Origin of the sequence: Rhodanobacter sp. B2A1Ga4 (assembly GCF_018101315.1) — a bacterium.
GTDB lineage: Bacteria > Pseudomonadota > Gammaproteobacteria > Xanthomonadales > Rhodanobacteraceae > Rhodanobacter > Rhodanobacter thiooxydans_A.
Genome location: NZ_JADBJR010000001.1, coordinates 1,630,644 through 1,646,264, shown reverse-complemented (window position 1 = coordinate 1,646,264; position 15,621 = coordinate 1,630,644). Strand labels below are relative to the sequence as shown.

The following is a 15,621-nucleotide window of genomic DNA, read 5'->3' as shown; positions in this document are numbered from 1 at the left end:
AGCGGGTGTCCCCGGACGACACCCGCTCTGGATGGTCAGGCTGGTCCCGGCCTGACCGCTCGCCCAACTCCGGCAGTCAGTCGAGGTCGAGCGGGTCACCTTGCTGCCCTAGTGCCGCTGCTGTTCCTTCTGCTCGTAGCCCCGGCCTCGCGGCCGGCAACATACAAAAGCCACGGTCGAGCCGGGGCTTTTGCGTGTTGCCAGGGCGGTGCCGGGCCCGTTACTGCCAGCTGTAGCGCACCTTGCCGTAGACGTAGGCACCGTTGTAGCCGAACGGGGAGAACGTCGAGTACGGCAGCGTGCCGTTGTTGGTGTTGTTGGGAATGTTCTTGTCCGGATGCACGTTGAGTGCGTCGTCCGCCCCCACGGTGAAAGTCCAGTCGCTCAGCTTGTAGTTCACCGCCAGGTCAAGGATCCACTTGGGCGTGAAGGTCTGGTCGACGACGCCGGTTGCGACGTTGTAGCTGGCCAGGCTGCTGACGTAATTCGTGTAACGGCCATAGCGGGTCAGCGTGCCCGTCACTCCCCAGTTCCCGACGTTGTACTGCTCGCTGAGGATGAGCTTGCTGCGCGGAGTCGAATTGGCCAGGTAGCCCTTGATGTCCTGGCGGTTCAGGCGAACGAAATTGACGCCGAGGTTGTTCAGCACCGCCGGGTTCGGTTTTACGTCCGTGACGATGTTCTGGTTGTAGTTGGCGCTCAGCGTGGTGGCGAGGGTGCCCGCACTGCCGAGGTCGGCCAGATAGGTGCCCACGATATCGATGCCGCGCGTGCGCGTGTCCGCCGCATTGGTGAAGTAATTGATGCTGCGGAAGTTGAGGTTGCCGATGCCATTGGCCGCCAGGTAGTTCACCACGGCCGGCGTGGTGGTCGAGATCGCGCCGGACAGGGCGATGCGGTTCTGGATCCTGATCTGGTAGAGGTCCACGCTGAGGGTCAGCGCATCAGTGGGATTCCAGACCGTGCCCAGGGTGAAGTTCCTCGACTTCTCCGGCTTCAGCGCTTCGGAGCCGAGCAGTTGCGCGATCTGGCTGCCGACGGGCACCAGTCCCGCGTTGTAGATGCCTGCAGGCAGGCCGGCCGAGTTGCCGTTGGCGAAGAACAGCGAGGATGTCTGCGAAAAATATTCCTGACCCAGGGATGGCGCCCGGAAGCCGGTCGAGGCGCTGCCGCGGATGGCGAAGGTGTCGGTGAAGTCGAAGCGGGCGGCCAGTGATCCCGAGGTGGTGTTGCCGAAATCGTTGTAGTGCTCGTGCCGCACCGCCGCGGCGACGCCGAGTTTGTCGGTCAGGTTGGTTTCCAGATCGAGGTATTCGGCCACGTCCTGGCGCGAGGCATCAATCGCGTTGGACGGTTGCCAGCCGGCAAACCCCTGCGCGCCACCCGAGACGCCGGACGTGCCGACGTACCAGGACGGCAGCGAGCCGGCCTGGATACCGTAAGTCTGGCGCAGGTATTGCGCGCCGAATGCCACGGTGACGGGGTTGGGCAGCCAGCCGACGGCGACATCCTTGGCGATGTCGAGGTCGAGGCTTTGCTGCTTGGCGCTGAGGATGCCGTCGCTGAACACGCTCGGCGTGCTGCCGAAGTCGTGCAGGTAGGCATAGTTGAGGCTGTGCCGCGTCTCGTAGGAGACCCGGTTGCGACCGAAGTTGCCGCTGAGGTCCCAGCGCCAGCCGCTGACCTCGCCGCGCAGGCCTGCAACGAGGGACTGGTCAGTGGAGTCGGCGTGCTCAAGCGGCAGGAAGCCGTCGGGATAGACCAGACCTATCAGTGGATTGTTCGGCTTCGGCGAATTGGTGCCGTAGCGGAAGAATGCCGGCGATGTGCTCTGGCGGCGGCCATAGTGGCCGAACGCGTAGAACTGCACATTCGGCGTGATGTCGTACTGCGCGTTGAGCAGCAGGTTGGTGTCATGCACCGAGGGGTCGCCCTGGCGGAAGTTCACGCCAAGACCGGGGAAGCCGGGGCGTTGGTCCGGTTGGGCGCGATTGGTGTGGTCCTGGTTGCCGCTTTGCACGGTGAAGCGCAGCCAGCCCTTGTCGTTGTTCAGGGGGATGCCGAAGTTGGCCGAACCCTGCCACTGCCGGCCATCGCCCGCGGAGTACTGGCCGCCGCTGAGCTCGACGTCGCCGCCCTTCGCGCCCTTCTTCAGGATCACGTTGATGACGCCGGCGATGGCGTCGGAGCCGTACTGCGCCGAGGCGCCGTCACGCAGGACCTCGATATGGTCGATCGCCGACATCGGGATGGTATTGAGATCCACCGATTGCGAACCCCGGCCGATCACGCCGTTGTTCAACAGGATCGCGCCGGGATGCCAGCGCTTGCCGTTCACCAGTACCAGCACCTGATCCGGCGACAGCCCGCGCAATTGCGCCGGGCGCTGCGTGTCCGCCGTGTCGGCGGCGGCGGGGCGCGGGAAATTCAGCGAGGGGATGATGCGCGCCAGTGCGGTGGGCAGGTCGTTGGTGCCGGTCTGCTGCAGCACCTTGGCCGAAACCACGTCAATCGGGGTCAGCGAGCTGCTTTCCGTCCGGTTGCCGGCACGGGTTCCGGTGACGATCACCGCGCTGAGCTCCTTGGCCTTGGCCGGCGGTGGCGTGGTGGCTTCCTGTGCGGCGACGTTGCCGGCCAGCGCCAGCAGCACCGCGGCAGGAAGCCATACCGAAACGATCGGGTCGGGACGTTTGCTCATGGGGACTCTCCAGATAATGGGGTGCTGCGGCGCAACATCCGCAGGTTAGTGGCATATCGCATTGGTCGTCAATAGACGTATAGACGTCCATACGCTTGTTGACGCGTCCATCCCGCTCGGCAGGCAGCTGATGGCGGCCTGGCTCCTGCACTGCTCCTCGCTTGCAGGCTACTACTGAGATCCAGGCGTCGCCATGACCCAACCGGGACGTTGAAATCCGGCCGCGCACGCCGATAATGGCCTGTTGCCGGCCCCGCGATGGCCGGCGTGCCCGGAGTCTCCATGCCCATCTACGAATTCGAATGCAGCCATTGCGGCCATCGCTTCGACCGCCTGCAGAAGTTGTCCGATACCGATCCCACCGTCTGTCCCGCCTGCGATGCGCCGCACCTGCGGCGGATGGTCAGCGCGCCGTCGTTCCGACTCGCCGGCAGCGGCTGGTACGAGACCGACTTCAAGAAGAACGGCGAGAAGAAGCACAACCTGGCTGGCGACGCCGGCCAGTCCGGCACGGCGGCTGCCCCCGCGGCGGCCCCGGCGCCGGCCTCCGGTGACTCCGGAAGCAGCGCCAGCTGAACCGGTGGAACGCCCGGCCGGTTGCCGTATTCCGGCGCAGGCTATGCTGATTCCGAAAGGCCACGGCGAGGCGCCGGGGTCGGCATGGGTGGAGGAGGCGAGGAGATGCGCACAATCGGCGGATGGATGGTCGGGGTCATCGTGGCGGGACTGGCGGGCGGCCTGCTGGGAGTGGCCTCGCCGGTGCAGGCGCAGTCGGACGCGCCGGTACGCTGCGTGAGCAGCGACGGCCACTACGCTCGCTGCGCGGTGCCGTGGCGGTATGTCGAGCTGTACAAGCAGGAGTCGAAGGGCGCCTGCATCCGCGGCGAGAGCTGGGGCATGGACCAGGGCACGCTGTGGGTCGATCGCGGCTGCCGCGGCCTGTTTGGTCCGGCCGACCGCGATGGCTACGCCTACGGCGACCGTGATCGCGGCCGTTACGACGGCCGTCCCGGCGATCGCGACGACGACGCCTGGGGCGATCGCCGGGACGATCGTTACGACGACCGCGGCGACGACCGCGGCTGGCGGCCCGGCCCCGGCTGGGATCGCCGGATCAGCCTGCAATGCGACAGCAACCAGAAGAAGTACCAGCTATGCCAGGTCGACGTGGGTCGCAACGGCCGCGTGCGGCTGGGCCGGCAGCTCTCCGACGCGAACTGCACCGAGGGCTACAGCTGGGGCTGGAACCGCGCCGGGGTGTGGGTGGCGCACGGCTGCCGCGGCCAGTTCCTGGTCGACCGGCGCTGGTAGCGCGGCCCGCCGCGACACGCGGCAGTGGTAGACTTCGCGGTCTTTTCCCTTGCCTGAAGTCGCCGCGGCGACGCCGGAGTTCCAACGCATGCGCACGCATTACTGCGGCCTCATCGACGAGGCGCTGATCGGCCAGACCGTCACCCTGTGCGGCTGGGTCAACAAGATCCGCCTGCAGGCGCACGTGGCGTTCGTCGACCTGCGCGACCACGAGGGGCTGGCCCAGCTGGTGATCGAGCGCGACAACGCCGCCGCATTTGCGGTCGCCGGCGAGATCGGCAACGAATACTGCCTGCGCGTCACCGGCACGATCCGCCCGCGGGTGTCGGTCAACGACAAGCTGAAGACCGGCACGGTCGAGCTGCTGGCCGATACGGTCGAGGTGCTCAACGCCGCGAAGGACCTGCCGTTCGCGCTGCACGAGAACCCGAACGAGGACATGCGGATGACCTACCGCTACCTCGACCTGCGCCGCCCCGAGATGCAGGCGATGATGCGCAAGCGCATCAAGCTGGTACAGGTGCTGCGCCGCTATCTGGACGAGCGCGGTTTCCAGGATGTGGAGACGCCGATCCTGACCAAGGCCACGCCCGAGGGCGCACGAGACTACCTGGTGCCCAGCCGCGTGCATCCGGGCCAGTTCTACGCGCTGCCGCAGTCGCCGCAGCTGTTCAAGCAGATCCTGATGGTGGCCGGCTTCGACCGCTACTACCAGATCGCCCGCTGCTTCCGCGACGAGGACCTGCGCGCCGACCGCCAGCCGGAGTTCACCCAGCTCGACCTGGAGTTCGCCTTCGTCGAGGAACGGGACGTGCAGGATTTCGTGGAGGAGCTGATCCGCCACGTGTTTCGCGAGGTACAGGGCGTTGAGCTGGCTGCCACGTTCCCGCGCATGACCTGGGCCGAGGCGATGCGTCGCTTCGGCTCGGACAAGCCGGACCTGCGCATCGCGCTGGAACTGGTCGACGTGGCCGACGCACTGAAGCACATCGAGTTCAAGGTGTTCGCCGAACCGGCCAACGATGCGGACGGCCGCGTCGCCGCGCTGCGCGTACCCGGCGGCAGCACGCTGTCGCGCAAGGACATCGACGGCTTGGCTGAGTACGCCTCGCGCTACGGCGCGAAGGGCCTGGCCTGGCTCAAGGTCGAGGATCTGGCCAAGGGCCGTGACGGCATCAACTCGCCGGTGGCGAAGTTTCTCGACGATGCGGCGCTGGATGGCGTGCTCAAGGCCACTGGTGCGCAGAGCGGCGACATCGTGTTCTTCGGCGCCGGCAACTGGAAGACCGTCACCGACTTCATGGGCGCGCTGCGGCTGAAGGTCGGCAAGGATCGCGGCCTGGTCGAGGACAGCTGGAAGCCGCTGTGGGTCACCGACTTCCCGATGTTCGAGTACGACGCGGAAGAGCAGCGCTTCGTGGCCTTGCATCACCCGTTCACCGCACCGAAGGTGGACGACGCCGCCCAGCTGCGCGCCGATCCGCACAATGCGGTGAGCCGCGGCTACGACATGGTGTTGAACGGCAACGAGATCGGCGGCGGCTCGATCCGCATCCATCGGCCGGAGATGCAGAGCACGGTGTTCGAGCTGCTCGGCATCGGCGCGGAGGAGGCCGAGATGAAGTTCGGCTTCCTGCTGAAGGCGCTGAAATTCGGCGCGCCGCCGCATGGTGGCCTGGCGTTCGGCATCGATCGCATCGCGGCGCTGCTGGCCGGCACCGAGTCGATCCGCGACGTGATCGCGTTCCCCAAGACCACCAGCGCGCAGGACCTGATGACCGACGCGCCGTCGCCGGTGAGCGACGCGCAACTGAAGGAGCTGCACGTGGTCGTGAAGGAATAGGGAGCAGGGAATAGGGAAGGGTTCAAGGCGTTCGCCCGTGAGCTTGCCACTTCACCAGCTTTTGCGATTTCCCATTCACTCATCCCGATTCCCGGCTTTCGCCCCATGACCGATCACGTGATCCTGCTGCACGGCCTGTGGATGCGCGGTTTCGCGCTGTCCATGCTGCACCGGCGGCTGATCGAGTCGGGGTTCCGCGTGCACCGCTTCGATTACCTGAGCGTGGCGGCTACCCAGCAGCGCATCCTGGAACGGTTGCAGGCGCGCATGGCCGCGCTGGCGGGAGAGGCCGACGCGGTACACCTGGTTGGCCACAGCCTGGGCGGCCTGCTGGCCCTGCGCGCCTGCCTCGACGGCAGTCCGCCGCCGGGCCGCATCGTCTGCCTGGGTTCGCCGCTGAAGGGCAGCGCTGCGGCGCGGGGTTTCGCCGCCTGGGGGCGCGGCGGCGAAGTGCTGCTGGGGCACAACCGTGAGCTGCTGGAGCAGGGCTTCGAGCGCTGGGACGGGCCGCGCGAGGTCGGCGTGGTCGCCGGACGCCTGCCGCTCGGCCTGGGCGCCATGCTCGGCCATTTCGCCGGCGCGCACGACGGCACGGTGGCAGTGGAGGAAACCCGCCTGGCAGGGGTAACCGCGCACCGCGTGGTCGAGGCGAACCACACCGGGCTGCTGTTCTCGCAGGAGGTGGCGCGGCTGGTGGCGGAATTCCTGCATCACGGCCGGTTTCCGCCGGCAGCGCCCTGAGGCGTCATGTCGCGGTACGGCGGGGCGGCGCAACCGGCACGCAGGGCGAATTCAGGTAAAATTGACCGCTTGTCCAATCGCTTCGTGCAGGAATCGTCATGGGTAGAGGCCCGTCCATCGAAGGTCGCAAGAACGCCGAAGACGCCAAGCGCGCCAAGGTGTTCACCAAGCTGATCCGCGAGATCACCGTCGCCACGCGTTCCGGCGTCGCCGACCCTGGTGGTAATCCGCGCCTGCGTGCGGCGATCGACAAGGCCTTGTCGGCGAACATGACCAAGGACACCATCGAGCGCGCGATCAAGCGCGGCTCCGGCGCCGATGGCGGCGCCGACATGCAGGAGCTGCGCTACGAAGGCTACGGTCCGGCCGGCATCGCCCTGATCATCGAAAGCTTCACCGACAACCCCACCCGCACCGTGGCTGACGTGCGCTATGTGCTGACCAAGCATGGCGGCAATCTCGGCACCTCCGGTTCGGTGGCGTTCCAGTTCACCCGTTGCGGCGAACTGGTGTTCGCCACCGGCGGCGACGCGGCAGCCGAGGAAAAGGTGCTGGAAGCGGCGCTGGAAGCCGGCGCCGACGACGTGCTCAACGAACACGGCGAAAGTATCGTGCTGTGCACGCCGGAGAGCTTCGAGGCAGTGCAGCAAGGGCTGATCGCTGCCGGGCTGAGCGCCCAGCACGCCGGCGTGATGATGCGCCCGAACAACCGCGTCGAGGTGCCGGAGGAAGCGCTGGAACAGCTGCTCGACCTGCTCGAGAAGCTCGACGCGCTGGACGACGTGAGCGAGGTGTCGCACAACGCCTTGCTGCCCGCCGGGACTGCCGAATAAGTCGAAGGCCGCGCGCCTTCGCATCGCCTCGTGATGACTCGCATCATCGGCATCGATCCCGGCAGCCAACGCACCGGCGTGGGCATCATCGACGTGGACGACGCGGGCAAGCTCAGCCACGTCTTCCACGGCGCGCTGGCGGTGGCCGGCGAGGCCACCTTCCCGTTGCGCCTGAAACGTATCTTTGACGAACTGTGTGACATCATCGCGACCCACCAGCCGACCGAGTGCGGGATCGAGCGCGTGTTCATGGCGCGCAACCCGGATTCGGCATTGAAGCTTGGACAGGCGCGCGGCGCCGCCATTTGCGCGGTGGTCAGCCAGGGGATCGTGGTGCACGAATACGCAGCAACCGAAGTGAAGCAGTCCGTGGTCGGCAGCGGTCGCGGGGACAAGACCCAGGTACAGCACATGATCGGCGTGCTGCTCGGCCTCAAGGGGCCGCTGCAGGCCGATGCCGCCGATGCGCTGGCGGTGGCGGTGACGCACGCGCACACCCGTGCCAGCCTGGCCCGCGTCGGCATTCCGCGCACGGCCTGGAGGCGACGCCGGTGAAGGCGCCGGCGATGCACAAGGCACGAGGGCGACGCCGGTGATCGGGCGCCTGCGCGGCATCCTGATAAGCAAGCAGCCGCCGTCGCTGCTGGTCGAGGTTGGCGGTATCGGCTACGAGGTCGAGGCGCCGATGTCGACGATCTACGACCTGCCGGGCCTCGGCAGGGAAGTGGTCCTGCTCATCCATCATGCGGTGAAGGAAGACAGCATCACGCTGTACGGCTTCCTGCACGAAGCCGAGCGCACGCTGTTCCGCAACCTGCTGAAGGTCAGCGGGATCGGCGCGAAGATCGCGCTGGCGGTGCTGTCCGGCGTGTCCACCGACCACTTCGCGCGACTGGTGCAGGCCGGCGACGTGGTCGCGCTGACCAAGATCCCCGGCATCGGCAAGAAGACCGCCGAGCGCATCGTGGTGGAACTGCGCGATCGTCTCGATGGCATGTCCGGCATGCCCGGTGCCACGCTGCATGCGGCGGGTGCGCCGCTGGATGCCGCTGGCGAAGCGACCGTGGCGCTGCAACAGCTGGGCTACAAGCCGGTCGAGGTGAGCCGGCTGGTGCAGAAGGTCGCCGCCGAGGGCGACGATGCCGAAGCCATCATCCGCAAGGCGCTGCGCGCCGCACTCGGGAGCTGATCGTGGGACAGCACACCATGCAGGACGAATCGCCGACGGAGACCCGGCGCCGGTTGCGGACGCTGGCACTGGGCGCGATCGGCGTGGTGTTCGGCGACATCGGCACCAGCCCGTTGTACACCATGAAGGAAACCCTCGGCACGCACGGCATGACGCCGACCGCGCCGGCGGTATTGGGCGTGCTGTCGCTGGTGTTCTGGGCGCTGATCATCGTGGTGTCGCTGAAGTACGTGACCTTCGTGATGCGCGCGGACAACAAGGGCGAGGGCGGCATCATGGCGCTGATGGCGCTGGCGCAGCGCTCGATGAGCGGCTCGGCGCGCGCGCGCTGGGTGCTGGCGGGCTTCGGCATCTTCGGCGCGGCGTTGTTCTACGGCGACGGCGTGATCACCCCGGCGATCTCGGTGCTCGGCGCGGTCGAGGGCTTGCAGGTGGCCGCGCCCGGCCTGGGCAAGTACGTGGTGTGGGTCGCGCTGGCGATTTTGCTGGGCATGTTCGCGGTGCAGCGGCACGGCACGCACAAGGTCGGCAGGGCGTTCGCACCGGTGATGACGCTGTGGTTCGTGGTGCTGGCGGTACTCGGCGTGCGCCAGATCATCGCCAACCCGCAGGTGCTGTATGCGGTCAACCCGCTGCATGCGGTACGTTTCTTCATCAGCCACGGTGATACCTCGTTCATCGCCCTCGGCGGCGTGGTGCTGGCGCTGACCGGCGCCGAGGCGCTGTACGCGGACATGGGCCACTTCGGCAAGAAGCCCATCCGGCTGGCCTGGTTCGGCTTCGTGCTGCCGGCGCTGCTGCTCAATTACTTCGGCCAGGGCGCGCTGCTGCTGGGCGACCCGCTGGCGATCTCCAGTCCGTTCTACCTGATGGTGCCGCCGCCGCTGCTGTATCCGATGATCGTGCTGTCGGCCGCCGCGGCGGTGATCGCGTCGCAGGCGGTGATCTCCGGCGCGTTCTCGATGACCCGCGAGGCGATGTCGTTGGGTTATTCGCCGCGGCTGGCGGTGGTGCACACCTCGCGCGAGATGTCCGGGCAAATTTTCGTGCCGTGGGTCAACCGCATGCTGATGGTGCTGGTGATCCTGGCGGTGCTCGGCTTCCGCAGCTCGGACAACCTGGGTGCCGCCTACGGCATCGCGGTGACCGGCACCATGACCATGACCACGCTGCTGGCGCTGGTGGTGGCGCGCAAGCGCTGGCACTGGAGCTGGCTGACGGTGGTGCTGGTCGGCGTGCTGTTCCTGATCATCGACCTGGCGTTCTTCGGCGCGAACCTGCTGAAGGTGGCGCATGGCGGCTGGTTCCCGCTGGTGCTGGGCGTGGTGCTATTCAGCGTGATGACGACCTGGCGCCGCGGTCGCGAGCTGGTGGTGCGCGAGATCAAGCAGGGCGGGCTGGCGCTGGCGCCGTTCATCGAGAACATCGCCGACCACCCGCCGCTGCGCGTGCCGGGCACGGCGATCTTCCTCACCGCGAACCAGCACGCCGTGCCGCATGCGCTGCTGCACAACCTCAAGCACAACAAGGTGCTGCACGAGCGCAACGTGCTGCTGACGGTGGAGACGCTGGAAACGCCGGTGGCCGAAGCCGACGAGCGCATCGCGATCACGCCTATGGCGGGCAACTTCTTCGGACTGGAGCTGCGTTTCGGCTTCGCCGAGGATCCGAACATCCCGCTGGCGCTGACCCGGTGCACACGGGAGGGCCTCGGCTTCGACATGATGGACACTACCTTCTTCCTGTCGCGCGAAACCATCGTGGCCGACGCGCGCCGACCCGGCATGGCGCTGTGGCGCGACAAGCTGTTCGCGTTCCTGTCGCGCAACGCGATGCCGGCCACCGCGTTCTTCCAGATCCCCGGCAACCGGCTGATCGAGCTGGGGGCGCAAGTGGAGATCTGATCCGCGCAGCGGATCGGATCTCCACCGTGGCGAGCCAAAGAAGTGCCGGAAAGTACTTCCTTGGCTCATGGGAGCGGCGGCTCCCGCTCCTGATTTCCACTCCATTTCACCCACGCAAGCCGCCATAATGCCGGCATGACCGACCACCGCATCATCACCGCCGCTGCCCAGCTCGACGACGAGGCGCTGGAAGCCACCATCCGGCCGAAGCGGCTGGCCGAGTATCTGGGCCAGCAGGCGGTGCGCGAGCAGCTGTCGATCTACATCGAGGCGGCCAGGAAGCGGGGCGGGGCGCTGGACCACGTGCTGATCTTCGGCCCGCCGGGGCTGGGCAAGACCACGCTCAGCCACGTGATCGCCAACGAACTGGGGGTCAACCTGCGTTCCACTTCCGGCCCGGTGCTGGAGCGCGCCGGCGACCTGGCCGCGCTGCTGACCAACCTGGAGGCGAACGACGTGCTGTTCGTCGACGAGATCCATCGGCTGTCGCCGGTGGTCGAGGAAGTGCTGTATCCGGCGATGGAAGACTTCCAGATCGACATCATGATCGGCGAGGGCCCGGCCGCGCGCTCGATCAAGCTGGACCTGCCGCCGTTCACCCTGATCGGCGCCACCACCCGCGCCGGCATGCTCACCGCGCCCTTGCGCGACCGCTTCGGCATCGTGCAGCGGCTGGAGTTCTACACCACCGACGAACTGACCGCGATCGTGCGCCGGGCGGCGAAAATTCTCGGCATCACCTGTGCGCCGGAAGGGGCGCAGGAGATCGCCCGCCGCTCGCGCGGCACGCCGCGCATCGCCAACCGCCTGCTGCGCCGGGTGCGCGACTACGCCGAGGTGCGCGCCGGCGGCGAGATCACCCTGGCCGCGGCGCAAGCCGCGCTGGACATGCTGAAGATCGACCCGCAGGGTTTCGACGAACTGGACCGGCGCCTGCTCGGGCTGATCATCGAGAACTTCGACGGCGGCCCGGTCGGGGTGGAGTCGCTGGCCGCCGCGCTGAGCGAGGACCGTGGCACGCTGGAGGACGTGGTCGAGCCGTACCTGATCCAGCAAGGTTACCTGGTGCGCACCGCCCGCGGGCGCATGGTCAGCGCCAAAGGCTGGCGCCACCTGGGGCTGACCCCGCCGCCGCGGCAGGCGCAGGCTGCCGACCTGTTCGATGCGGGAGTCGGGGATGCCTGAATCCGCTTCCACGACGCCCTTCCGCTGGAAGGTCAGGGTCTACTGGGAAGACACCGACGCCGGCGGGGTGGTCTACCACGCCGGCTACCTGCGCTTCATGGAGCGCGCCCGCAGCGAGTGGATGCGCGCGCTCGGCGTCGACCAGATGGCCTTCAAGCAGGCCACCGGGCTGGCCTTCATGGTGCGCGACATGCACATCGACTTCCTCAAGCCTGCCCTGCTGGATGATGAACTGTCGGTAACGGTCGAAGTCAAAGAACGGCGCGCAGCCAGTATCCTGTTCACCCAGACGATCACGAAGAACGACGGCAGCTGCCTGATCCGCGCCAGCGTGCGGGTGGCTTGCGTCGATCTCCAGCGCATGCGGCCGGCGCCGATTCCGGCCGACCTGATCCCGCAACCCGCACCTCAAGACAACCCAAGCCGATAGGCGGAGAACCTGCAAGCAATGAACGGTGGACTGAACATTTTCACGCTGATCGCGGATTCGAGCGTGCCGGTAAAGCTGGTGCTGCTGATCCTGCTGGTGTTCTCGTTCCTGTCCTGGGTCATCATCGTGCGCAAGTACTCGCAGACCAAGGCGGCGATGGAGAATGCCGAGGAGTTCGAGGAGCGCTTCTGGTCCGGCGGCGACCTGGCCCAGCTGTTCCGCGAGGTCAGCAACCGCCACGGCGGCACTGGCGGCATCGAGAACATCTTCGAGTCGGGCTTCCGCGAATTCGCCCGCCAGCGCCAGCGCAAGACGCACGACACGCGCAGCGTGATCGAAGGCTCCGAGCGCGCGATGCAGGTCGCCGGCACACGCGAGATCGGCCTGCTCGAGCGCAACCTGGAGTTCCTCGCCAACGTCGGCTCGATCAGCCCGTACGTGGGCCTGTTCGGCACCGTGTGGGGCATCATGGGTGCGTTCCAGGGCCTGGGCGACATGAAGGACGTGACCATCGCGGTGGTCGCGCCGCACATCTCCGAGGCGCTGATCGCCACCGCGATGGGCCTGTTCGCGGCGATCCCGGCGCAGTGGGCGTACAACCGCTACGCCACCAAGGTCGAGCGCATCGCCTCGCGTTACGACGTGTTCCAGGAAGAGTTCTCCTCGGTGCTGCAGCGGCAGATCCAGACCGACGACGTCGCCTGAGCGGAGAGCAGCCATGCGAACCTCCGGCCGCCAGCGGCGCTACAAGCTCAAATCCGAAATCAACGTGGTGCCGTACATCGACGTGATGCTGGTGCTGCTGATCATCTTCATGGTCACCACGCCGATGATGAAGTCCAACGTCGACGTGAACCTGCCGCAGGCCGATGCCAAGTCGCTGCAGCAGAAGAAGGACCCGGTCATCGTCACGGTGAAACAGGATGGCCAGCTGTTCCTGACCCTGCCCGGTGCCGAAAAGGAGCTGCTGGACGCGGCCGCTCTGCAGACCAAGGTCGGCGCGTTCGTGCGCACCAATCCGGACGTCAACGTGCTGGTGGCCGGCGACGATCAGGGCCATTACGGTGGCGTGGTCGCGGTGCTGGCCGACCTGCAGCAGGCCGGCGTTTCCAAGGTGGGCCTGATGGCGCAGCCCGTGCAGGGCAAGAGCACGTCCAATGGACGAAAGTAAGGCGACGCCGAAGGCGGTCGTACTTTCCGCCATCCTGCATATCGGCATCGTGGGGTTTTTGTTCCTCGCGGTGTTGCCGTGTTCCAGCTACGAGAATTTCTTCAACGCGCTGCATCTTCCGGCGTGGATGAACCCGATCACCTGTGCCAAACCGCTGGAGCTGCAGGGCCCGATCATCGAGGCGACTTTGATCGGACGGACCGGCAGCCCGCCACCCAAGGCGGTCAAGACCAAGCCCGTTCCCGACTCCACCCCGCCGCCACCGACCATTCCGCCGCCGACCCCGCCCCCGCCGGTGACGCCGCCGGTGAGCGAATTGCCACCGCCGCCCAAGCAGGTTGACATCAAGGATCAGGAGCGGGTGGTCGAGGATGCTGCCCAGAAGGCGGAAGACGCCAAACAGGTGCAGGAAGAGAAGCAGCGTCAGCGCCAGGCCGAGCTGGATGCGCAGGCGGCCAAGAAGAAAGCCGAGGAAAAGAAGAAGATCGATGCGTTGTTCGCCAAGATGGATGCGGCCTCGGCCCAGACCAAACAGCTGGACAACAAGGCGAAGCAGGCGAAGCAGCAGCTGGAAGACCTCAAGAACGCGCAGGATGACGGTCAGCCGGACCTGCCGCCCGCGGACCAGCGTCAGACCGGCAACAACAGCCAGAACAGCAACCTTGCCGACGAATACACAGCGGCCATTCAGAATGCGGTCACGCCGAACTGGTTAAGGCCGGATAACATAGCTGCGCTCCCCTGCAAGGTTCATATCGTGCAATCGCCCGGCGGCGACGTGATGAGCGCGACCGTCGATTCCAGTTGCCCGTATGACGATGCCGGCCGGCGTTCGGTCGAAAACGCGGTGCTGCGAACCAAGACGCTGCCTTACAAGGGCTTTGAAAGCGTGTTCCAGCGCAACCTCACCTTCACTTTCAGGCCGCAATGATCAAGCCCATGCGCAAATTCAGCCCAAGCTTTGCCGTCATCCTGCTGGCCGTGGTGGCGCTGTTCGCCGGCCCGGCCGCCGCCCAGTCGCTGAATGTCGACATTGTCGGCGGCGTCAAGACCGCCACCCCGATCGTGGTGGTGCCGTTCGCGCAGGCGGGTGGCGTGCCGCTGCCGACCGATGTTGCCGACGTGATGCGCAACGACTTCAACCGCTCCGGCAAGTTCCGCTCGCTGGCCAAGAGCGACATCGTGGAGTTCCCGTCCAAGGGGTCGGATATCAAGTTCCCGACCTGGCGCCTGCTGAAGCAGGACTACATCGTGGTCGGCAACGTCCGGGACGCCGGCAACGGCATGATCCAGGTCGAATACGAGCTGTGGGATGTCAACAAGCAGCAGAGTCTGCTGCACCAGCAGATGCCACCGGCTCCGGCGGGTGACCTGCGCGGCGTGGCCCACCAGATCGCGGACATCATCTACGAAAAGATCACCGGCGTGCGCGGCGCCTTCTGGACCCGCATGGCCTACATCACCGCGGTTGGCCTCGGCAACCACACCACCTACTCGCTGATCGTGGCCGATTCGGACGGCTACAACCCGCAGGTGGTGGCGCGTTCGAAGGAGTCGCTGCTGTCGCCGGCCTGGTCGCCGGATGGCCGCAAGATCGCCTATGTCTCGTTCGAGAGCGGCAACTCGTCGATCTATGTGCAGGACATCACCACTGGCTCGCGGCAGCTGGTGGCCTCCCATTCCCGCGGCATCAACGGAGCGCCGGCCTGGTCGCCGGACGGCAGCAAGCTGGCGGTGGCGCTGTCCTACGTCGGCAACCTGGAGCTGTTCGTGCTGGACCTGGCCAGCCGTCAAGAAACCCGGCTGACCCACAGCCTGGCGATCGACACCGAGCCGGTCTGGGCGCCCGATGGCCAGAGCATCTATTTCACCTCCGACCGTTCCGGCCGGCCGCAGATCTACCAGATCCCGGCCAGCGGCGGTACGCCGCAGCGGATCACCTTCCAGGGCCAGAGCAACCTGAATGCCTCGGTGAGCTACGACGGCAAGCAGATCGCGATGGTGCAGGGCAACGGGAACGTGTATCGTATTGTCGTCATGGACCGCAGCCTGGGTGACCAGGTGCGTTTCCTCTCGCCGGGCCCGATCGACGAGTCCCCGAGTTTTGCTCCGAATGCCAGCATGCTGCTGTATGCCGCTACCGAAGGACGTCGCGGCGTGTTGTATGCCGTCTCGGCTGACGGTCTGGTTCGCCAGCGCCTCGTACTTTCCGATGGCGACGTGCGCGAACCCGCCTGGGGGCCGTACCGGCAACGTTGAATTTCCATGCTGCTGCACGCGAGTGCGGCAGCATGATGCCCAGGGAATGGGCCCGGA

Annotated in this window: 15 protein-coding genes; 14 read left to right on the top strand and 1 reads right to left on the bottom strand. The window is 66.7% G+C overall.

Translation table 11 applies throughout. From position 1 onward, the window contains the following. Nucleotides 1–220 precede the first annotated feature (220 nt). Entirely contained in the window at nt 221–2,698 is a 2,478-nt protein-coding gene (locus IMW82_RS07790; RefSeq protein ID WP_108470901.1) for a TonB-dependent receptor, read from the bottom strand. A 282-nt stretch (nt 2,699–2,980) separates the two neighbouring features. Here IMW82_RS07790 and IMW82_RS07785 point away from each other — a divergent pair, with 282 nt between their 5' ends. From IMW82_RS07785 to tolB, 14 genes are all read left to right on the top strand, one after another. After that, entirely contained in the window at nt 2,981–3,274 is a 294-nt protein-coding gene (locus IMW82_RS07785; protein WP_108470900.1) for a zinc ribbon domain-containing protein, read from the top strand. Nucleotides 3,275–3,379: 105 nt separating this feature from the next. Beyond that, nucleotides 3,380–4,009, top strand: a complete 630-nt coding sequence (locus IMW82_RS07780) for a DUF3011 domain-containing protein (protein WP_108470899.1) — start codon at nt 3,380–3,382, stop codon at nt 4,007–4,009. A gap of 88 nt (nt 4,010–4,097) precedes the next feature. Further along, nucleotides 4,098–5,852: an aspartate--tRNA ligase gene (gene aspS / locus IMW82_RS07775; RefSeq protein WP_108470898.1), complete on the top strand. Its 1,755-nt coding sequence runs from the start codon at nt 4,098–4,100 to the stop codon at nt 5,850–5,852. Nucleotides 5,853–5,957: 105 nt separating this feature from the next. Beyond that, nucleotides 5,958–6,593 carry an alpha/beta hydrolase gene (locus tag IMW82_RS07770; RefSeq protein WP_108470897.1) on the top strand — a complete coding sequence of 212 codons (636 nt, stop codon included), beginning with the start codon at nt 5,958–5,960 and terminating at the stop codon, nt 6,591–6,593. Between the two features lie 98 nt (nt 6,594–6,691). Then, complete coding sequence (locus IMW82_RS07765) at nt 6,692–7,426, top strand: YebC/PmpR family DNA-binding transcriptional regulator (protein ID WP_108470896.1); 735 nt, start codon at nt 6,692–6,694, stop codon at nt 7,424–7,426. A 33-nt stretch (nt 7,427–7,459) separates the two neighbouring features. Then, nucleotides 7,460–7,981 carry a crossover junction endodeoxyribonuclease RuvC gene (gene ruvC / locus IMW82_RS07760; protein WP_108470895.1) on the top strand — a complete coding sequence of 174 codons (522 nt, stop codon included), beginning with the start codon at nt 7,460–7,462 and terminating at the stop codon, nt 7,979–7,981. 37 nt (nt 7,982–8,018) lie between these two features. After that, on the top strand, nt 8,019–8,615 hold the full coding sequence (gene ruvA / locus IMW82_RS07755) for a Holliday junction branch migration protein RuvA (RefSeq protein ID WP_108470894.1): 597 nt from the start codon (nt 8,019–8,021) through the stop codon (nt 8,613–8,615). 17 nt (nt 8,616–8,632) lie between these two features. Further along, the gene (locus IMW82_RS07750; RefSeq protein WP_108470973.1) at nt 8,633–10,519 is read left to right on the top strand and encodes a potassium transporter Kup; all 1,887 of its coding nucleotides are present in this window, start codon (nt 8,633–8,635) and stop codon (nt 10,517–10,519) included. Between the two features lie 135 nt (nt 10,520–10,654). Continuing rightward, nucleotides 10,655–11,704: a Holliday junction branch migration DNA helicase RuvB gene (ruvB, locus tag IMW82_RS07745; RefSeq protein WP_108470893.1), complete on the top strand. Its 1,050-nt coding sequence runs from the start codon at nt 10,655–10,657 to the stop codon at nt 11,702–11,704. Next, on the top strand, nt 11,697–12,134 hold the full coding sequence (gene ybgC, locus IMW82_RS07740; RefSeq protein ID WP_108470892.1) for a tol-pal system-associated acyl-CoA thioesterase: 438 nt from the start codon (nt 11,697–11,699) through the stop codon (nt 12,132–12,134). Before ruvB ends, ybgC begins: the two co-directional genes overlap by 8 nt. Nucleotides 12,135–12,152: 18 nt before the next feature. Further along, nucleotides 12,153–12,839: a protein TolQ gene (gene tolQ, locus IMW82_RS07735; RefSeq protein ID WP_108470891.1), complete on the top strand. Its 687-nt coding sequence runs from the start codon at nt 12,153–12,155 to the stop codon at nt 12,837–12,839. Nucleotides 12,840–12,852: 13 nt separating this feature from the next. Then, nucleotides 12,853–13,305, top strand: a complete 453-nt coding sequence (gene tolR, locus IMW82_RS07730) for a protein TolR (protein WP_108470890.1) — start codon at nt 12,853–12,855, stop codon at nt 13,303–13,305. Then, nucleotides 13,292–14,236, top strand: coding sequence for a cell envelope integrity protein TolA (gene tolA, locus IMW82_RS07725; RefSeq protein WP_108470889.1), 945 nt, complete (start codon nt 13,292–13,294; stop codon nt 14,234–14,236). Before tolR ends, tolA begins: the two co-directional genes overlap by 14 nt. After that, nucleotides 14,233–15,564, top strand: a complete 1,332-nt coding sequence (gene tolB, locus IMW82_RS07720) for a Tol-Pal system beta propeller repeat protein TolB (RefSeq protein ID WP_199909805.1) — start codon at nt 14,233–14,235, stop codon at nt 15,562–15,564. The genes tolA and tolB overlap by 4 nt, the downstream gene beginning before the upstream one ends. Nucleotides 15,565–15,621: the final 57 nt, after the last annotated feature.

Coding starts and splice junctions, on each gene's coding strand:
- IMW82_RS07790 (WP_108470901.1), bottom strand. CDS start 2,698: ATGAGCAAACGTCCCGACCCGATCGTTTCGGTATGGCTTCCTGCCGCG.
- IMW82_RS07785 (WP_108470900.1), top strand. CDS start 2,981: ATGCCCATCTACGAATTCGAATGCAGCCATTGCGGCCATCGCTTCGAC.
- IMW82_RS07780 (WP_108470899.1), top strand. CDS start 3,380: ATGCGCACAATCGGCGGATGGATGGTCGGGGTCATCGTGGCGGGACTG.
- aspS (WP_108470898.1), top strand. CDS start 4,098: ATGCGCACGCATTACTGCGGCCTCATCGACGAGGCGCTGATCGGCCAG.
- IMW82_RS07770 (WP_108470897.1), top strand. CDS start 5,958: ATGACCGATCACGTGATCCTGCTGCACGGCCTGTGGATGCGCGGTTTC.
- IMW82_RS07765 (WP_108470896.1), top strand. CDS start 6,692: ATGGGTAGAGGCCCGTCCATCGAAGGTCGCAAGAACGCCGAAGACGCC.
- ruvC (WP_108470895.1), top strand. CDS start 7,460: ATGACTCGCATCATCGGCATCGATCCCGGCAGCCAACGCACCGGCGTG.
- IMW82_RS07750 (WP_108470973.1), top strand. CDS start 8,633: ATGCAGGACGAATCGCCGACGGAGACCCGGCGCCGGTTGCGGACGCTG.
- ruvB (WP_108470893.1), top strand. CDS start 10,655: ATGACCGACCACCGCATCATCACCGCCGCTGCCCAGCTCGACGACGAG.
- ybgC (WP_108470892.1), top strand. CDS start 11,697: ATGCCTGAATCCGCTTCCACGACGCCCTTCCGCTGGAAGGTCAGGGTC.
- tolQ (WP_108470891.1), top strand. CDS start 12,153: ATGAACGGTGGACTGAACATTTTCACGCTGATCGCGGATTCGAGCGTG.
- tolR (WP_108470890.1), top strand. CDS start 12,853: ATGCGAACCTCCGGCCGCCAGCGGCGCTACAAGCTCAAATCCGAAATC.
- tolA (WP_108470889.1), top strand. CDS start 13,292: ATGGACGAAAGTAAGGCGACGCCGAAGGCGGTCGTACTTTCCGCCATC.
- tolB (WP_199909805.1), top strand. CDS start 14,233: ATGATCAAGCCCATGCGCAAATTCAGCCCAAGCTTTGCCGTCATCCTG.